At 64.6% G+C, this 18,320-nt stretch carries 18 protein-coding genes and 1 pseudogene; 9 read left to right on the top strand and 10 right to left on the bottom strand.

Annotation, left to right across the window (positions count from 1 at the left end):
* Positions 1 to 57: 57 nt before the first annotated feature.
* From FRC98_RS08075 to pyk, 9 genes are all read left to right on the top strand, one after another.
* Positions 58 to 861: a hypothetical protein gene (locus FRC98_RS08075; protein ID WP_146980792.1), complete on the top strand. Its 804-nt coding sequence runs from the start codon at positions 58 to 60 to the stop codon at positions 859 to 861.
* Positions 854 to 1,393, top strand: a complete 540-nt coding sequence (locus tag FRC98_RS08070) for a DUF1285 domain-containing protein (protein WP_146980791.1) — start codon at positions 854 to 856, stop codon at positions 1,391 to 1,393. Before FRC98_RS08075 ends, FRC98_RS08070 begins: the two co-directional genes overlap by 8 nt.
* A gap of 117 nt (positions 1,394 to 1,510) precedes the next feature.
* On the top strand, positions 1,511 to 1,921 hold the full coding sequence (locus FRC98_RS08065; RefSeq protein ID WP_230467417.1) for a PilZ domain-containing protein: 411 nt from the start codon (positions 1,511 to 1,513) through the stop codon (positions 1,919 to 1,921).
* 10 nt (positions 1,922 to 1,931) lie between these two features.
* Positions 1,932 to 3,176: a CDP-alcohol phosphatidyltransferase family protein gene (locus FRC98_RS08060; protein ID WP_146980789.1), complete on the top strand. Its 1,245-nt coding sequence runs from the start codon at positions 1,932 to 1,934 to the stop codon at positions 3,174 to 3,176.
* Positions 3,177 to 3,276: 100 nt separating this feature from the next.
* Complete coding sequence (locus FRC98_RS08055; protein ID WP_146980788.1) at positions 3,277 to 4,167, top strand: hypothetical protein; 891 nt, start codon at positions 3,277 to 3,279, stop codon at positions 4,165 to 4,167.
* A 10-nt stretch (positions 4,168 to 4,177) separates the two neighbouring features.
* Positions 4,178 to 5,326, top strand: a complete 1,149-nt coding sequence (locus FRC98_RS08050; protein WP_146980787.1) for a molybdopterin-dependent oxidoreductase — start codon at positions 4,178 to 4,180, stop codon at positions 5,324 to 5,326.
* An 89-nt stretch (positions 5,327 to 5,415) separates the two neighbouring features.
* The gene (locus tag FRC98_RS08045) at positions 5,416 to 5,832 is read left to right on the top strand and encodes a hypothetical protein (protein ID WP_146980786.1); all 417 of its coding nucleotides are present in this window, start codon (positions 5,416 to 5,418) and stop codon (positions 5,830 to 5,832) included.
* Between the two features lie 132 nt (positions 5,833 to 5,964).
* On the top strand, positions 5,965 to 7,056 hold the full coding sequence (locus FRC98_RS08040; RefSeq protein ID WP_146980785.1) for a hypothetical protein: 1,092 nt from the start codon (positions 5,965 to 5,967) through the stop codon (positions 7,054 to 7,056).
* A gap of 40 nt (positions 7,057 to 7,096) precedes the next feature.
* Complete coding sequence (gene pyk / locus FRC98_RS08035) at positions 7,097 to 8,515, top strand: pyruvate kinase (protein ID WP_146980784.1); 1,419 nt, start codon at positions 7,097 to 7,099, stop codon at positions 8,513 to 8,515.
* Positions 8,516 to 8,631: 116 nt separating this feature from the next.
* Here pyk and FRC98_RS08030 read toward each other — a convergent pair whose 3' ends face one another.
* From FRC98_RS08030 to FRC98_RS07985, 10 genes and pseudogenes are all read right to left on the bottom strand, one after another.
* Positions 8,632 to 9,555 carry a GGDEF domain-containing protein gene (locus tag FRC98_RS08030; RefSeq protein ID WP_146977193.1) on the bottom strand — a complete coding sequence of 308 codons (924 nt, stop codon included), beginning with the start codon at positions 9,553 to 9,555 and terminating at the stop codon, positions 8,632 to 8,634.
* Positions 9,556 to 9,773: 218 nt separating this feature from the next.
* Positions 9,774 to 11,132: a phosphoglucose isomerase-related protein gene (locus tag FRC98_RS08025; RefSeq protein ID WP_146980783.1), complete on the bottom strand. Its 1,359-nt coding sequence runs from the start codon at positions 11,130 to 11,132 to the stop codon at positions 9,774 to 9,776.
* Between the two features lie 109 nt (positions 11,133 to 11,241).
* Positions 11,242 to 12,603 (bottom strand): aminomethyl-transferring glycine dehydrogenase subunit GcvPA, encoded by a 1,362-nt coding sequence (gene gcvPA / locus FRC98_RS08020; protein WP_146980782.1) that lies wholly within the window; start codon positions 12,601 to 12,603, stop codon positions 11,242 to 11,244.
* Between the two features lie 2 nt (positions 12,604 to 12,605).
* A complete protein-coding gene (gene gcvH, locus FRC98_RS08015; RefSeq protein WP_146980781.1) occupies positions 12,606 to 12,998 on the bottom strand; it encodes a glycine cleavage system protein GcvH in 393 nt (130 codons plus the stop codon).
* Between the two features lie 46 nt (positions 12,999 to 13,044).
* Complete coding sequence (gene gcvT / locus FRC98_RS08010) at positions 13,045 to 14,148, bottom strand: glycine cleavage system aminomethyltransferase GcvT (RefSeq protein WP_146980780.1); 1,104 nt, start codon at positions 14,146 to 14,148, stop codon at positions 13,045 to 13,047.
* 189 nt (positions 14,149 to 14,337) lie between these two features.
* Positions 14,338 to 15,234 (bottom strand): annotated as a pseudogene (folD, locus tag FRC98_RS08005) (bifunctional methylenetetrahydrofolate dehydrogenase/methenyltetrahydrofolate cyclohydrolase FolD); the annotation flags it as partial.
* Between the two features lie 106 nt (positions 15,235 to 15,340).
* Entirely contained in the window at positions 15,341 to 15,769 is a 429-nt protein-coding gene (locus tag FRC98_RS08000) for a thiol-disulfide oxidoreductase DCC family protein (protein WP_146980778.1), read from the bottom strand.
* The gene (locus FRC98_RS07995) at positions 15,766 to 16,431 is read right to left on the bottom strand and encodes a metal-dependent transcriptional regulator (RefSeq protein ID WP_230467415.1); all 666 of its coding nucleotides are present in this window, start codon (positions 16,429 to 16,431) and stop codon (positions 15,766 to 15,768) included. Before FRC98_RS07995 ends, FRC98_RS08000 begins: the two co-directional genes overlap by 4 nt.
* 49 nt (positions 16,432 to 16,480) lie before the next feature.
* Positions 16,481 to 17,383: a metal ABC transporter permease gene (locus FRC98_RS07990; RefSeq protein WP_146980776.1), complete on the bottom strand. Its 903-nt coding sequence runs from the start codon at positions 17,381 to 17,383 to the stop codon at positions 16,481 to 16,483.
* Entirely contained in the window at positions 17,380 to 18,318 is a 939-nt protein-coding gene (locus FRC98_RS07985; protein ID WP_146980775.1) for a metal ABC transporter permease, read from the bottom strand. The genes FRC98_RS07990 and FRC98_RS07985 overlap by 4 nt, the downstream gene beginning before the upstream one ends.
* Positions 18,319 to 18,320 lie beyond the last annotated feature (2 nt).

Here is an 18,320-nt window from a genome sequence, read left to right as displayed (position 1 = left end):
CGCCCATCCGCGTGTCTGTGCCGATGCGCTTCCACTTTCCCCAGACTCCGACCTTCAATGAACGACTATCTGGCCTACATCGCCGAGAGCCTTCGCCTCGCCAACCTTCAACCCTCTGAGGTCGCCGGCACGTTCAATGTCGCCATGGGCCGCGGCCCCTCCGCGCGCAAAGCCAACGTCGATCCGGGCGCGCTGATCGAGCTCCTTCAGCAAAGCGACGACGATCAGATCAAGCCCCTGATCAGCGGCTTTGTCAGCGGCGTCGAGCACGCCCTGCTGGAGCCGCGCCACTCCAAAGCCGCCGAGTGGAACTTTGTCGAGAGCGCCGGCGCGCTGATGCCCATCTACCAGCCCCCGAGCTTCCCGATGGGCGTCGAAGCCGTACACGGGCAGCCGGCCTGGGTGCAGTGTGTCTCCGATGAGGTTGTCTGCGCGTTCGTCATCCGCATCAGCCCGGGTCTTCGTGTGGTGACGGCCGATCAATTTGAGCGTTGGGGGGCCACCGGCGATCGCGTCTTCTCCGGGGCTCGCAGCATGCTCTTTCACCGCACCCGGGAGCTGCAGACCCGCCAGTTTGAAGACTTCCTCCATGTGCGACGCCTGCACGCCGGCGACGGTCACGATGCTGCGCGGGCCATGGTCTACGCCGACGCCTTCTACACCCAGGTCGGCCCGGGGCTGCGCTTCTCGATGCCCTCGCCAGATCACCTGCTGGTCATTCACGAGGCGGGCGAAGGCAACCTCGAGCAGCTGCGCGCGGCCACCGACGAGGTCTTTGAGACCAGCGACACACCTCTGAGCCGCGCGATCTTTGGATTCGAGCGCAGCCGCCCCGTCGTCGTCGAGGAACGCCATGGCTGAGAACGACAACACCACCCCGACTCCCGAAGACGCCATCGACCCCACCCTTCCGACGGTTGTTCAGGATTTTCTACGCAAAGGCGGAACCCTTCAGGAGATTCGCCTCAACGCGCACGGCACCTGGCTGCACGAAGGCCTGCGTTTTGAAAACCAGCGCGTGGTCGACCTCTTCAGCCGCAGCGTCAACCGCACCGAAGGTGGCACCTGGGTACTCGAGATCGGCCGCTTCACCTACCCGATCGTCGTCGAAGACACCGGCTTCTTTGTTGAACGCGCGGACTGGGAGGCCGTCCCGCCGCGCCTCTGGCTGAGCGACGGCACCGAAGAGGAACTCAAGGCCGAGAGCCTGCGCTACGCCGAAGGCGGTCGGCTCTACTGCCCTGTCAAAGAAGGCCGCTTCGAGGCGCGATTTAAGCGCTCGGTGTACCACGGGATCGCCGACTTTCTGGTTGAAGACACGCAGGGCTACCTGCTGCGACTTCCCGCCGGTGAACTTCGCCTGGAGGGTGAAGACAACGCGTCAGAAAAATAGTTGCGCCCCCGATCTCCCGGGTTAACCTGCGCCGGTCGCAAAGGGCACAGGGTTGTGCCGCCGAAGCGACAACGACCACGGATCGGTCGCCCACGCTTTTCAGACATGGAGGTCATCATGAGCGCATCCCCCCTGAACTTCGACGCCCCCGCCACGACCGAGCTCCGCTCCGGCCCCGGCGCCCCGATCTTTGAACCGGGCCCGCACACCCGCATCCGCCGCCACGCCACCCGCGCCATCGCTACGATGACCTGGTCGGGCGGCCCCCGCGAGATCTTCGGCCAGGTTGTCAACGTCAGCCTCAACGGGTGTCTGGTCAAAACGGAATCGACCATCGCCGACGGCACCGAGGTCGATCTGACCGTGACCGTCATCGGCGGTCCGGAGGTCGAGAAGTTCGCACTGCGCGCACTCGTCCGCCGCCGCACCGAGGTCGCCGGCCGACGCGCCTACGGCCTGGAGTTCATCTGCGAGAGCACCGACGAGCGTGAGCTCGCCCAGCGCCTCTACGCCGAGACGGCGCGCTGAGCTGCCTTCTATGACCATCATCGCCATCACCGACCTGGGCGGCCTGCCCGACGACCTCCCGCCAGCCGTGGAGGTCGCCGGGCTTTCGCTCGTCGATCGCATCGCCCGAATGTGCCTGGTCAGCGGCGTCTCCACCGTCGTCGTTCTGTGCGACGAACGCCGGACGGCATCCTCCCTTAATGACGCCATCTCGAAGGCCACCCGCCGCCGCGGTGAAGTGCATGTCATTGACGCGAACGACGCCCCCGCCCTGCTCCATGATCTTCACCCGAGCTGCGTGCTGGCCCTGCCGGCCCACCGCGTCTTTCAACGCGCGGTGGTGCAACGCGCCGTGGAGCGCTGCGCGGAAGACAGCTCCGACGATAGCCTGACGTTGCAGCCACATCAGATCGAGCGCGTCGCGTACACTTCCGAGCTCGACTGGCCCGGCGAGCTGGCGGCGCTTCGTAAAAGGCAGGCGCCCACCTCGGCCGCCGACGCCCGTACCCCTGAAGGCTGGTCCATCAGCCTGAAAGCCCCCTCAGATATCTCCCGCGCCGAAGATGCGCTCTTCAACGACTGCCGAAAGCCTCAAGACGGCATCGTCTCGCGCCACCTCAACCGTCACCTGAGCCTGGCGATGAGCCGCGCGCTCGTCTCCTCGCCAATTGGCCCGAACCACATCTCGGTGGTGACCTTTTCGCTGGGCATCGCCGCGGCGGTGGCCGCCGGCGTGGGTGGCTATACGGCGTTTCTCCTCGCGGGAATCCTCTACCAGCTCAACTCGGTCATCGACGGCGTCGATGGCGAGCTCGCCAGGGTTCGCTACGAATTCAGCGTCCTCGGCGAGTGGCTCGATACCGTCAGCGACGACCTATCGGACCTGCTGCTCTACATCGGTCTGGGCGTGGGCGCCTGGCGCACGCTTGAAGTCGGTCTGGCCACCCTCGGCCCCGAGGTATGGCTCTACCTGGGCCTTGCCGCCGGCGGCGGCAAGCTCGCCAGCATGATCGTGTACTACCGCTGGCTTATCGCCCGGGGCCGCGGCGACCTTCTGGCCTTCGAGTGGAGCTTTAAGTCCGAGGAGCCGTCCCCCTCCCCCCTCAAACGCGCGCTCTCCCTTGTGCACTACGCGTTTCGCAAAGACTTTATCGTCTTCGTCGCAATGCTCATGGCCATCGGCGGGGTCCTGCCTTACCTTCTTGTCGTACTGGCACCAGGGAACGTCATCGTCGCCATCAGCGTGGTGTTGCAACAGCTACGCGGGCAGCGCTGAACCTCGTAGCACGTGCTGGTATCGCCAGTTCGTAGCGGTTAAGCTGCCTGCCTGCATCCTCTTCACGGCTGTCTTCATTTCCCCACGTCTGGGTTTGCGCATGCGCGACATCACCCCTCGGACCCTGCTCCGAGCGATCGCAACGAGCCTTGCGCTCACGATCTTCTTTCAGGCCAGCCCGGCCTTTGCCGGCGCCTGGACGCAGCCCGATCGCGGGCTCTACGCCAAGCTGAGTTTGGGTCACGCCCGGGCCGACCAGCAGTACAAAGAGACCGGGGAGACCTTTCAGCTGCTCAGCGACGACGTGGCGGGCACCTTCGCCTCAAGCGCGGCCTTCGCCTACGCAGAGTACGGCCTTTTGCCGCGCCTGACCGTCTACGGAAGCGCCGCATTTCAATCACTCACCCTCGAAAGTGACCTCCAGCGCGCCCGCGTCACTGGCCTGGGCGACGTCTGGTTGGGCGCGCGCGCCAGCATCATCGACGCGCCGGTGGTGCTCTCGGCTTACGCCGCCACAAAATCGCCCACCGGCTACACCGCCGATCCCGACCCGATGGTCCCCACACTGGGAAACGGTGTGCGCGAGCACGAACTCGGGCTCTCGCTTGGCGCCAGTCTCTGGCCACGCCCCTTCTATGCCTCGATGAGTGTGGGCTACCGCCTGCGCGGCGATCGGCAGGCCGCCGGTGGCGAACCGGTGGAGATGTACGATGAGATCCCGATCATGGCCGAGGTTGGGTGGGCGCCTCACGATGCGATCTGGGTGCGCGGCGTCGCGCAATCGGTCATCGGCCTGGGCCCGCCCGAGGCGCTCGACATCTTCAACCTCACCCCGCTGACGCAAAGCTACCTGAAGGTTGGCCCCAGCGTCATCGCCAGCGTCCCCGGCGGCATTCAGCTGAGTCTGGATCTGATGCTCACCCCCTGGGGCGTCAACACCGTCCAGAGCACCGATATCCTCTTCGGTGTCGCCTACGAGTTCGCACCCTGACGGAGTCTTTATGACGCGTTTTAATCGCCGTGAGTTTCTCAAAACGCTCGCCACAGGCTCCGCCGCGCTGCTCGCGCTGCGCTTTACCAGCGGCTGCGAATTCGTCGACGTGGAGACCTTCGGCGCCGGAGGCGACACGCCGTTTGTCACCCCCCAGGACGACGGCGTGTGGTTCTGGCAGAGCGGCAACTCCATTGCCAAAGAAGACGCGCCGAACATCGCGGCCGACGACTGGCGACTTTCCATCACCGCCGGCGACGAAGAGCTCGCGCAGCTCACCTACCAGGAACTTCGCGATCTTGGCGCCCAGGGCCACGAGCTCACCTACTGGAAAACGCTGCGTTGTGTCTTCAGCCTCAACCTGGGCCCCCTGCTCACGAGCCTCATCGCCAACGGCCTTTTTACGGGGGTGCCCCTCACCGCTGTGCTCGACGCGCTCGATGTCCCACCCGAGGCGGTGAAGGTTCGCACCTACGGCGCAGACGGCTTCACCAGCAACATCCCCGTCGCGCGCCTCAGCGCCGCCGGCCAGCTCCCGGTCATGCTCGCCTACGAGCTCAACGGCGAGCCCCTGAGCCGACTTCGGGGCGGCCCGGTTCGCCTGATCATCCCGGAGATGTGGGGCTACAAAAACATGAAGTGGCTCGATCGCATCGACTTCACCGCCAACGAGGAGGCCTTCGGCGTCTACGAGACGGTGCGCTTTCGCGGCGTCGAGAGCATCGACGCCCCGGGCAAAATGGCGTTGGCCAACCACACCATCACCCTGGCCGGCCGCAACGCCACGCTTGAGGGGCCCGATATCACCATTGAGGGCGTCGCCGTCAGCGGGGACGCAGCCATCACCGAGGTCCGTTTCAGCGTGGACGACGGCCCCGAAGAGCCGGCTGACCTCCTCGGCGACGATGCCGACGAAGTGCGCCAGAGCCTCTCGCCGGCCCTTCAGACGTTGATGGCGGACGCCGCGCAGAGCGACGAAGCGTGGCCACTTCCCAACGTCTGGGTGCGTTGGAGCGCAAACCTTCAGGGTCTCAGCCCCGGGTCGCACACCCTCACCGTGCGTGCATTCGACTCCCAGGGTCGCGCACAGCAGCTCGACACCGGTGATCCGCTGACCGTCGCCCAGGCGGTGCGCGTTCCTTTTGAGATCTCCGGGTGACTCAGGGTGGGCGCTTGACTTCGCGGCCGACTTCGCAAGATTTGGCGCCCTACTCTGACGCATACATAACGCTACCGACCGAGGACAACATGCCCAATATTCGCGGCCCCCTCCAACAACTCGAATCCGAACTGGGCGGGCTCTCCCGGGAGCTCATCCGAGTTGAAGCACACATGCGACGCGGCGAATGGCGAGCGGCACGCGCGCGCCTCGGAGGTCTGCGTGCGCAGCTGGATATGAGCGACGCAAACGCCAGCGCCGCCAACCAGCTTACCGTGATCGGAGCTCAGATCGGGTTGATGTCCGGCGGCTCCGATTGGCTGCGTGGGCGGCTGCCCGCCGCCCTGCTCTGCGCCGCCGGCGGATGGCTCTACGGGCAGTCGATGCTGGAATCGCAGCGTCGCGAGCTGCGTGAGCTGCGCGCCCACGCCGAGGCGCTCACCCTCCAGGTCGAGGATGCACTTTCCAACGCAAATTCCTCCCCCTCTGAGTCCGCCCAGGGCTGAGCTCCCCGCACAGGTCACCACGCCGGCGAACCCGGTTGCATTCGGCGCAGTGAGAACCTAGTCTGAGCCCGGTTTCTCACGCTGACTTTTGCCCTGCGCCCGGTGGTGGCCGGCCCAACCTGTGGAGTCTCGATGCATCTCGATCGCGCGCGCACCCGACCTACCTCTGGCGCTGTGCGCCGGGCCATCTTGACGCTGCTCCCTCTCCTCACGATCGCGTTGTTGAGCGCCTGCTCTGGCGTGGACGCCCCCATTGTCGCAACCGACACGGGCGAAGACGCCACCGAGAGCGATGCCTCCGAGGACACCTCGCCCGACCCGGTCGACAGCGGCGCTGATGCCGACGACGCCGACACCGCGCCCGATCCCTGCCCGGTGTGCTGCGCCGGAACGGCGCGCTGCGGAGTCGGTGGTGCCCGCGAGGTCTGTAACGAAACGGGTACAGCCTACGAGGCCGCGCCTTGCGACGAAGGAACCTCCTGCAGCGCTGGCGTCTGCGAGCCCGATCCGATCTGCACCCCGGGAGAGTCCCGCTGCGTTGACGCACAGACCCAGCTCACCTGCCGCGCCACGGGCCTGGCCTACCGCACCGACACGTGCACCGGTGGCCAGGTATGCGCCGCCGGCGAATGTCGAAACGGGCTGGCCAACGGTGCCGAATGCACCTCCGACACGGAGTGCGCCGGTGGAAGTTGCCTCAATGTCGGCGGCACCTCCTACTGCACCAGCGCCTGCCAGAACGACCCCTGCGGCGACCACGAGAGCTGCTGGATCGTCGACGGCATCAACCATCAACTCCAGTCCCACTGCCTGGAGCGCTGCCAGGTCAGCTGCGCCCGCGAAGATATGAGCTGCGTGGCCGTGCGCACCGAGGTCGATGGCGAGATCGCCTGGGCTAACGCCTGCCTCCCGGACTCCCTGAAGTCGATCGGCGCGCGCTGCACCTCCGACGCCGAATGCGCCTCGGAGACCTGCCGACTGGACTACTTCTCCGACTCCGACGATAACGCCATCGGCTACTGCACGCGCAGCTGTGAGGCCGGCGGCTGCCCCGAGGGCAGCGCCTGCATTGGCATCGGTGGCGAGCAGTGGTGCCAGCCCCGATGCTCGGACGAGGTCTGCCCGCTCGACCCTACCCGCACCAACCTTCGAATTCACTGCCCAAATCGCGAAGTTGTCGGAAGCATTGAACCGACACGCGTATGTATGGATCGGAACGACTGATCTCTCTTTTTTTCACGCTCTTTGAACCATTGCGGTGACCATGCGCCACGCCAAAATTGTCTGTACTCTCGGGCCTGCCTCCAACTCCCCTGAGGTTCTCTCCGAGATGATCAAAGCCGGGATGAACGTCGCCCGGCTCAACTTCTCCCACGGCACCCACGACGACCACCGCGCTACCTACGCGATGGTCCGCGAGCTCTCCCAAGAGCTGCGCCGCCCGGTGGCTATCCTTCAAGACCTCCAGGGCCCCAAGATCCGCGTGGGCACCTTTGAGACCGGCTCCGTTGAGCTGGCCCGCGGCGACGAGTTCGTGATCACCGTCGATGATATCATCGGCGACCAGGAGCGCGTCTCCACGACCTACAAAGATCTGCACCGCGACGTGCGCCCCGGCGACATCCTGCTGCTCGACGACGGTCTCATTCGACTGCGCGTCGTCGATGTTCAGGGCCCCGATGTGCGCACACTGGTAGAGGTCGCCGGCACGCTCAAAAACAACAAGGGCATCAACCTGCCCACCGCCGCCGTCTCCGCACCGAGCATGACCGAAAAGGATCGCGAAGATCTCGAATTTGGCATGGAGCTCGGCGTTGACTACGTGGCCCTGAGCTTTGTGCGTTCGGCGCTCGACATTCACCAGCTACGCTCACGCATGCCCGAGAGCGCGGCCGAGTCGATCAAGATCATCTCCAAAATCGAAAAGCCCCAGGCCATCGCCGAGATCGATGACATCATCGCCGTCTCCGACGGCATCATGATCGCCCGCGGTGACCTTGGCGTGGAGATGCCTCCCCAAAAAGTGCCGATGCTCCAGAAGATGTGCATCGCGCGCGCCAACGAGCAGGGGCGGCTCACCATCACGGCTACCCAGATGCTCGAGTCGATGACCGAGAACTTCCGTCCGACGCGCGCCGAAGCCTCCGACGTGGCCAACGCCATCCTCGACGGCACCGACGCCGTCATGCTCTCTGGCGAGACCGCCGCGGGTCGCTACCCCATCGAGGCGGTGCGCATGATGAGCTCCATCATCGAAGAGGTGGAGCGCTCGCCACGTTTTCATTCGCTGCCCGAACCTCGCTCCATCAGCCACCTCAAGACCTTCCCCAATGCGGTCGCGCGTGCTGCGGCAATCGCCGCCGACGAGCTCAGTGTCTCCGGCCTGGTGGTGCTGACCACCTCCGGGGCCACCGCCCGGCTGATGATGACCTATCGCCCCACCAACACCATCATCGCCTGCACGCCCTCCGAGCAGGTCTACCGACAGATGGCGCTCTACTGGGGCGTGGAGCCCTACCTGCTCGAGATGTCGCAGAGTACCGACCTGATGCTGCAACGCGCCGAAGATCTGATGCGTCGGGAGCGCGGCGCCAAAAAAGGCGATGAGATCATCGTCGTCATGGGCTCGCCGGCCGGCCATGGCACCGAGACCAACCTGATCAAGTTCCACCGGCTGGGCTGAGGCATCGCCCGCGACAGCCCTGAACACGAAGAGGCCGGCAGTGATGACTGCCGGCCTCTTCTGTTTCGCTTCGCTTTAAAACCTGACGTTACGGGCGTCGGTGCGGCGCCGCGACGCTATTGACCCACCACGCGATTGCGTCCGGTCTCTTTAGCCTTGTAGAGCCGCTCATCAGCGATCTTGATGAACGCAAAGGCGTTGACCTCTGCGCTCATATCGATCTCCTGGGGGGTGGCAAAACGCGCCAGATACTCACGCAGATCGGTCACCCCCATCGAGAGCGTGATCGGAATATCGACGTTATCAAAGGTGAAGGGCTCCTCGCTGATCAGCACACGAATCTTCTCGGCGAGTTGAATCGCACGGGCTTTGTCGATCTCGGGGAGCAGAAGAATGAACTCTTCGCCGCCGTAACGCGCAAAGATATCATCGCGCCGAATCGATCGAACGATCCGCTGAGCGACCTGCTTGAGGATATGATCGCCGGCCAGGTGACCGTAGGTATCGTTCACGGGTTTGAAGTGATCGATGTCGATCATCACCAGGGAGAGCTCGCGCTGGTAACGAATGCAACGGCTCAACTCGCGCTCGGTCTCTTTGAGGAAGTAGCGCTTGTTGTAGACCTGCGTAAGCCCGTCGGTGGTGGTCAGGCGGTAGATCTCGTCGTGGTAGGCCGCTTCAATATTGCTGCCGGAGAGGAACTTGAAGATTGTGCGGCCGATCTTGACCTGATCGCCATCCATCAGCCGATGTTCCCGCACGGGCCGGTCGTTGACGTAGGTGCCGTTGGTCGACTCCAGATCGCGCACCACGATCTCGTTGCCCAGGTTGTTAATGACGGCGTGGTTCCGCGAGATCGAGTCTTCATCGATCTGAATGTCGACTTTGCTGGACCGGCCGATGACCGTCGAAGGCTGAGCCAGGCCATACTTCTTACCGAGGTCACCCCCGTTGATGACCACCAGGCAAGCATCGCGCATCGAAGATCCCGACTTGGGGATCTGACTGATGACGGTGACGACGGTGCTGTCCTTACCCATAATCGCCTTCTTCGTCTCCGAATCCGCCGGGGCGGTTTCCACCGAGGTTGGCAAGGGCACCTCCGCAGGAGGTGCGATTTGCTACGTCGAGTTGACCCGGTGCAGCGCGCCCTACAGGCGGGGCACCAACCTCAGGTCAAACTCAGGGAGTCAGCGGGATTCTTCCAGACTGATTAAAACAAAGTCGCCCGTCGATTGCAAAGCCCACAACGCGACCTTCAGCGCCCTGCCGCCCACGACTCGGGGGTGCCGTCGAACGTGACTGGCGCCACGTCTCCGGCCAACGCCCCGTGCTCCGGATGTCCCAGCAGCCCGTGCGCGATCTTCTTGCCGAGCTCAACCCCGGGCTGATCAAAGGCGTCAATGTCCAGCAGCTCGCCGGCCAGCGCGGTAATGAACATCCAGGCCATAAGGAAGCCCCCCACGCTGGCCGCACCGGTCGATTCGAGACTCCAGCAGGCCGTGGGGCGCCCCGCCCTGGCGAGCGCTGCCCGGGTACCCAGCGCCTCCGCATGAAGGATCTCCGCGAGGCTGCGCCCTTGAAGATGGCTCAACGCCTCCGGAAGCGAAGGCGATGCCGGGATGGTCAGATCGGTGCTGTGGGAGCGGGTCTCCACGAAGATAATCTGCTTATCGTTGGGCCCCTCCATGTAGAGTTGCACCTGGCTGTGCTGATCGATCGCGCCGATGGCTTTGATGGGGGTAATGCCCGTGTGCACCCGCGCCCCGTTGCGATCGCGCGCCTTTCCGAGACTCTCCGCCCAGAGCTGACGAAACCAGTCCACCAGCGCGTTGAGTCTGTCGGCGTAAGCCATCATGACCAGCTGCCCGTAGCCCTGATCGCCCAGCGCGACATGCTGCGCCGCGATACGTGCCAGCTGCATCCACGACGCATCACTGCCATCGAGACAACGGCGCGCTCCGCTGAGCAGGCCGTCGATGTCGTAGCCCGCGAGCGCCAGCGGGACCAGCGAGACCGGGCTGAGCACACTGAAGCGCCCCCCGACGTTGGGCGGCACATCGAACGTCTCCCAGCCCCGCTCCGTGGCCAGCGAACGAAGCGAGCCCCTCTCAGGATCGGTGATGGCGATGACCTGCCGGTCGGCCTGAGCCTGCCCGACCGCTTCGACAAGCGCGTCGTAGAGGATCCACAGCTGACTCATCGTCTCAATGGTCGAGCCGCTCTTGGTGACGACCACGAGGAGCGTCGTCTGCAGGTTCACCTGTCGGAGGATCGCATGCAGCGTGACCGGGTCGAGGTTTTCGGCAAAATGCGTACGCATGGCCGCCTGCCAGGCCGGCCCCATCGCTTCCAGCACCGCACGCGTGCCCAGGCTGGAGCCGCCGATGCCAATCACGATCTGATCGGTCCACCCCTCCGCGCGCCGCCCCTCGGCCCACGTGATCAGATCGAGCGGGTCGCGCTCGGGAAGCGTCGCAAAGCCAAGCTCACCCTCGCTAATACGACGTCGAAGGCTGGCGATCGCGTCCTGGCAGCGATCCGACCACTGGGCATCAAAGTCCGGAGAGAGACCTGCCTCAACGTCAAACAGGCCCGCATCGTCGTAGCTGTACATGGGGCTCCTGATAGAAAATGTTGGACTTAGCGGGCAATGCTAATCGCAATTCTCCCCCCCGCAAGTCTCATGTTCGGCCGGTCATCGTGAAATCGTACGTCGCCGGCGATCAGAGCGCCGCTTCCACCGCATCCAGGGCGCGATCCAGCGACTCCGCGGTCGTCATCTCGGTGCAGGCCACCAGCATGTGGTGACTCCATTCCGGGCGTACACTGCCCAGGTCGAGCCCCGGCGCGATGCCCTGATCGAGGCAGGCGTCGATCACCTCGCGCGCCGAGGTGGGAAGCTCGATGACAAACTCATTGAAGAAGCTTCCCGAATAGACGCGGCGCCCCACACCGCGCTCTTCAAAGGCGCGCAGCGCATGGCGCGCGCGCGACATATTCAGGCTCGCCAGCTCTTTAAAGCCCTCGCGCCCCATCAGGCTCAGGTAGATCGCCGCAGCGAGCGCCATCAGCCCCTGGTTTGTGCAGATGTTGCTGGTCGCGCGCGCGCGACGGATATGCTGCTCGCGGGTCGAGAGCGTGAGCACATAGCCCTCTCGGCCGAGCGAGTCGACCGTCTGGCCGGCGAGCCGACCGGGCATCGCGCGAAGATGCTTCTCGCGGGCGGCGAAGATGCCCAGTGCGGGGCCGCCGTAACTCAAGCCCACACCCAGCCCCATGCCTTCGCCGGCACAGATGTCGACGCCGTGGCTTCCCGGAGGTTTGGCCAGCGCAAAGGCGTGCGGCTCATTGAAGGCCGCCACCGTCAGGATTTTGTGCTCCTGGGCCCAGGCCACGAGCTCGCGCGGGTCTTCCAACACACCGAGGAAGTTCGGGGTCTGGAAGATCACACACGCCACTCGCCGCGGATCTTCGACCCGCGCCTTAAGGTCGTCGAGGTCGATGCGCCCGGTCGTCGGGTCCACATCAAACTCGTGGTAGACGCCGTCCTGGTAGCGCAAATAGGTCTCGATGACCTCTCGGTACTCCGGGTGAACATTGCGGGCCACGAAGACGTGCTCGCGGCGGCTGATCCGCTGAGCCATCAGCGCGGCTTCGGCCGTAGCATGCGCCCCGTCGTACATGGAGGCATTAGCGATGGGCATGTCGAGCACCTCCGAGACCATCGACTGGAACTCGAAGATCGTCTTGGTGGTGCCCTGGCTGATCTCGGGTTGATAGGGCGTATATGAGGTCAAAAACTCCGCACGAAGCAGAAGCTGATTGATCGCCTGAGGCACCACGTGATCGTAACACCCCGCTCCCAACAACGAGATCGTCGAGGGATCGGAGGTCTGATTGCGAGAAGCCAGCGCGCCCAGGTGCTGGTTCAGAGCGATCTCGCTCATCGGCGCCGGCAAACTCAGCTCGCGTGCCCGCTCGCGCAGCTCCTGCGGAATGCGCTCAAAGAGCGCGTCGATGCTCTCGACGCCGATGGCCTCAAGCATCCGGGCGATATCATCTTCGGTGTGCGGAATGTAGCGCATGATCAGGACTCGCCATCGTTAAGAAAGGCTTCATAGCCTGCGGCATCCATCAGGGCGTTGATCTCGCCAGGATCGCTGAGCTTGATTCGCACAATCCAGCCCTTCTCGTACGGGCTCTCGTTGACCAACTCGGGCGCGTCTTCGAGCGCATCGTTGATGGCGACGACCTCACCCGAGACGGGTGCGTAGACATCCGAGACGGTCTTGACGCTCTCAACGACGCCGAAGTCATCTTCCGCACTGAGTTCTGCGCCGACTTCGGGGAGCTCCACAAAAACGATGTCGCCCAGCGCATCCTGCGCATAGTGGGTAATGCCCACCAGCACGGTGCCATCGCCCTGGTCGCTGACCCATTCGTGGTCTTTGGAGTAGCGGAAGGAATCGGGAAGTTGCATGACGGCTCCTCAACGCGAGCTTCTCTCGCGAACATGGGGGTTGGGCTTAGCGCGGACGGCTATAAAACGGCTTTTTGGAGACCTGGACCGGAAGGCGGCGACCGCGGATCTCAACCTCGGCGCGCTCTACATCGGTATGCTCTGTGTCGATGTATCCCAGCCCAATGCTGGCATCAAGCGTCGGGGCATATCCGCCGCTGGTGAGCTCGCCCACCTGCGCATCATCGACGAAGATCGGGTAGCCCGGGCGCAGCACGCCGCGTCCCTCAAGTTTAAAACCACGCAGGCGTCGGGCCACGCCCTTCGCTTTGATCGCTTCGAGCGCCGCTTTGCCAACGAAGTCGTGGCCGGCATCAAGTTTGACGACCCAGCTCAAGCCTGCTTCCAGCGGGTTGATCTGCGCGCTGAGATCCTGACCGTAGAGGGGCAGGCGCGCCTCAAGGCGCAGCGTGTCGCGTGCGCCAAGTCCACACATCGTGAGGTCTTCGGGCACGTAGCGCTCCACGAGCGCGTCGAAGATCGTCGCCCCACCCTCCGCCGGGATGTAAAGCTCAAAGCCGTCTTCGCCGGTGTAGCCGGTGCGGGCAACCAGCGCGTTGACGCCGGCCACATGCATCCAGGCGCAGCGAAAGAACTTCACGGCAGACAGTTCTGCGTCGCTCACCAGAGGTTGAAGCAGCGCCTCGGCCTTCGGGCCCTGCAGCGCAAGCTGAACATACGCGTCGGAGGTGTCTTCCAGGGTGGCGTTAAGGCTCGGAAGGTACTCCCGCATAAAGGCCACGTCTTTATGACGGTTGGCGGCGTTGACGCAGATAAAGACATGGTCTTCGGCGAGTCGGTAGACGATCAGATCATCGACGATGCCGCCGTCGGGCGCGCACATCACCGTGTAGAGGGCCTGCCCATCGACGAGTCCGCGCACGTTGTTGGTCACCAGCGCATCGACCGCTGCGATGGCGTCGGGGCCGCGCACCTCCACCTCGCCCATATGGCTCACATCGAAGAGGCCGGCGGAGGAGCGCACCGCGAGGTGCTCATCTTTGATGCCCTGGTACTGCACGGGCATCTCGAAGCCGGCAAAAGGCACCATGCGCCCGCCAAGCTCAACATGGCGGGCGTGAAGTGGGACTCGGTGAAGTGCATCAGACATAGGGGGCTTCCATCATCGGGGCACCTCACGCAGCCCGGGTAGCAGGGTTAGCGCTGTGCCAATCGCGTTAAAGATCCAGCGGGCTCAGGTCGAAGCGATGGGGCGCGCACGCCAGGGCGCGAGCCCCACGCCGGAGTCAAAACGAACGCCTGCCGAGGCGGCATCAATGAGCTCACCGTCTCGGAAGAGCAAACCGTGGCGCACACACACCGCGCGCACCAGGTTTTCCATCAGAGTGGCCACCGTCATCGGGCCCACACCACCGGGGACCGGGGTGATGGCGGCTGCGCGCTGGCGCGCGCCTTCAAAGTCGACATCGCCGCGAAGTTTGCCATCCACGCGGCTGATCCCCACATCGATCACCACCGCCCCGGGGCGAACCCAGTCGCCGTGAACAAGCCCGGCGACGCCGGTCGCCACCACCAGCACCTCGGCCCGGGAGACGAGCTCGGCGAGGTCGCGGGTGTGACGATGGCAGAGGGTGACAGTGGCGTTGGCGCGGGCCAACATCAACGACATCGGGCGACCGACGATGACGCTGCGGCCGATCACCACCGCGTGTTTTCCGGTAAGCTCCACTCCGGAGGCTGCCAGCAGCGTCATCACTCCGCGCGGCGTGCAGGGCTCCAGAACGGCGTTGCCGCTCATCAACCCGCCCAGGTTTAGGGGGTGAAACCCGTCGACGTCTTTCTGCGGATCGATCGCGGTGAGCAGATCGGCGCCGTTCATGTCTCCGGGGAGCGGAAGCTGCAGCAAGATGCCGTGCACGCTCTCATCGTCGTTGAGGCGTCGAAGCGTGGCGAGCACCTCGGCTTCCGTCGCAGTGGCGGGGAGATGCTCGTGGCGGAAGTCGATGCCGACCTTCGCGCAGGCGCGCTCCTTGTGGCGCACATAGATCTCACTGGCCACATCATCGCCCACGCGCACGACAGCAAGTGTGGGCACGATGTCGCGCTTAGCGAGCGCCGCGGTGGCGTCTTCGACCTGTGAGAGCAGCGCTGCGGCCACCGCCTTGCCATCGAGCACCCCCGGCGCTCCGGCCTGTGCCGCCTCGCGAAGCGGCTGTGTCGCGATCTCAAACACCATAGACAATAACCCCATCAAAGTGGGTGGCACCGAACTCCGGCGCACTATAAGAACCGCCCCCTTGCCTGTCTACAACTGCTGACGCTTGCCAGGCGCTATCGCGCCCCTATCTGGGCGCGTCATCGGGAAGTTCGCGTCGCATCCACCGCGTCAACCTGGAGGCCGTCATACGGTTGTTGGCCACCAGCCGGTAGCCCCACTCGCTCAGCTGTCGAAACCCCGGAACGTAGCGGTACATCCACCAGGGCAGACGGTAACGTGGGCGCAACGACGCGGCTTTGTAGACTGCCGCCGCCCCACGCCAGACGCTACCCTCGACGTCGACAAAATGAATCGCCTCCAGCAGGTCGCGCTCGGCGATAACCGGGAAGCGCTCCCCTCGCCTTTGCAGCGCGACGATGCTCAGGGCGTCACCGATCTTCATCGCCCAGCGCCGCGCCCAGTAGGTGCAAAAACCACACTCGGCGTCGTAGAGCAGTGTCGCCTTCTCGGGCGCATCCTCCACTTGAACGCTCAGCGCGTATGCATCACTCACGGGGACTCCACCTCGGTGACCAGCATCTTGGCTGCCAGACTCTCGCTGACGGAGACATCTTCGTCGTTGAGCGTCAGAAACATCTGGCCATCGAAACTGAGCACCTCCCGCACGTGTACAAGCCCCCCGGGGCGAAGACCGATGCGGTCGAGGTAGCGCAGCACCTCCGGGGTCTGGTCGAGCACGCGCTCCACACGCACCCACATCCCGGCGGTGGCCACGCTGAGCGGCATCACATCGCGGCGAGAGATTTCGCCATCGGCGCTGGGGATCGGGTCGCCGTGGGGATCGAATTTGGGGTACCCCAGGGCCTGCTCAATGCGCGCGACAAGGGTGTCGCTGACGGCATGTTCCAGGCGCTCAGCTTCTGCGTGCACCTCATCCCAGCTGTAGTCGAGGGTCTTCATCAAAAAGACCTCAATGAGGCGGTGATTGCGGATCACGCGCAGGGCCATGCGACGGCCCGCCTCGGTGAGCAAGGCGCCGCGGTAAGGCAGGTAATCCACCAGGCCTTCGTCGGCCAGCGACTTGAGCATCCCGGTGACCGAGGGCAGCGAGATGTCCAGGTGTTCGGCAAGCGCCTTGGTCTTGACCCGCTCGCCAGCATCCCCCTGAAGATGAAAGACGGCCTTGAGGTAGTTTTCGACCGAAATCGTGGGCATCGACGCATCATCCATGGCGAGGGGTTAGATTCAGGCGGGGTCTAACAGATCACCCCGGGGGCGACAAGGGCTGGTGCTGCCCTCTGTGGGCCAGGGAGCGCCGTCGCCAGCGCCAGAAACGCCCGTGGCCCGGAGCAAAGAGAAAGGCCAGCGCGTAGAGCGCACCACCGGCCACGACCACCGCGCCGGCCGCGGAGATATTGAGGCCGATGGCCAGGTACATCCCCACCCAGCTGGCGATGATCCCGTGGCCGACGCTTACCGCCAGCATTCCCTTAAGGCTTCGGGCCAGCAGATGTGCGGTGGCCGCCGGCACGATGATCAGGGCGATGACGAGCACCGCACCCACCGCCTCAAAACCGGCCACTGCCGTGACCGTCACCGCGCTCATTAACCCGTAGTTAAGGGCGGCAACCGGCACCCCCAGCGCCAGCGCAAAACGCGCGTCAAAGCTGCTGACCGAAAGCCAGCGGTAAAAGATGGCCACCAACCCCAGGACCACCGGGGTGCTCCAGACGACGAGGCTCAGCGCGCGGTCGCTCACGCCGAGCACATCGCCGAAGAGCAGGCAGTGGGTATCAATATGCGCATCACGAACCCGGGTTGAGAGCAGGATCACGCCCAGGGCAAAGAGCGCGGTGAAGACCACGCCGATGGCCGCGTCGCTGCGAACCGTCGGCTGGCGGCTAACCCACTCAATGGCTACCGCTGTAAAGAGCCCCACCAGCGCGGCCCCCCCCAGCATCAACGCCCCATCGAGCGAGCCCGTGACCAGAAAGGCCATCACGATGCCGGGCAGCGCCACGTGCGCCAGCGCATCGGCGATAAGACTCATGCGACGCAGGTACAAAAAGACGCCCAACACCGCGCTCGTGATCGCCACGAGGTTCAGCGTGAGCATGCCCCGCCACATCCAGTCGCCCCACTGCCAGGGTTCGATAAGGAAGGTCATCGCAAGCCTCTCTGCAGCGCGATCTGGCGAGCGCTTCGTCGACGCAGGGCGCGGGGTAACGCGCCGCCCACCGGCCCAAAGGCCAGCGCCAGTGCGAAGAACACGACCGCCACCAACACCATCGCCGGGCCGGTGGCCACGCCCTCGTACACGTACGAGATCATCGCGCCGATCGCCCCGCTGATGCCGCCAATTAAGATCGAGGCGAACATCACGCCGGGGAGTTTTTTGGAGAGAAAACGCGCCGCGGAGGGAGGAATGATCAGCATCGCCGCGACCAGAATCACGCCGACCGCCTGAATGGAGAGCACCACCGCGACGGCCAGCGCGGCCATCAGCCCCAACTCCAGCCAGTGGGTCGGCAACCCCAGCGACTGCGCAAATCGCTCATCGAAGACCATCAGCGAGAGCGGTCGGTAGAAGACGCCGACGAGCACCACGAGCAGCGCCCCGGCCAGGGCGACGACGCCGATCTGCGCCGGGGTGACCGCCGCCGCGTTGCCGAAGAGATACTCCGAGAGGCCGGCCTGCTGTCCGGTGGGTGAGGCCTGAATATACGAGAGCAGGACGATCCCCAGACCGAAAAAGGTCGAGAGCACAATGCCAATCGCGGCATCGGCGCGTACGCGCGGCCCGCGGCTGATCCAGGTGATGGTCATCGCAGCGAGCACCGCACTGGCGAGCGCGCCGAGCAGAAGCGCCGGCGCGCTCTTGGTGCCAGTGATCAAAAATGCAATCGCCACGCCGGGCAGGGTTGCGTGGCCGGCGGCGTCCCCCACCAGGGACATGCCTCGCAGCACCATAAAGGTGCCGACCAACCCGCAAATCACCCCGACCAGCACCGCCGCGAGTAACGCATAGAGCGCAAAGTCGTACTGCAAAGAGAAGAACTCGGCGGCGCGGCTCCAGAAGATCTCGGTACTGCCCGTCTTCATCG

The organism is Lujinxingia vulgaris (genome assembly GCF_007997015.1).
GTDB classification, from domain to species: Bacteria; Myxococcota_A; Bradymonadia; order Bradymonadales; family Bradymonadaceae; genus Lujinxingia; species Lujinxingia vulgaris.
Note: the sequence above shows the minus strand (reverse complement) of the source record. Positions and strands in the feature narration are given on the sequence as shown.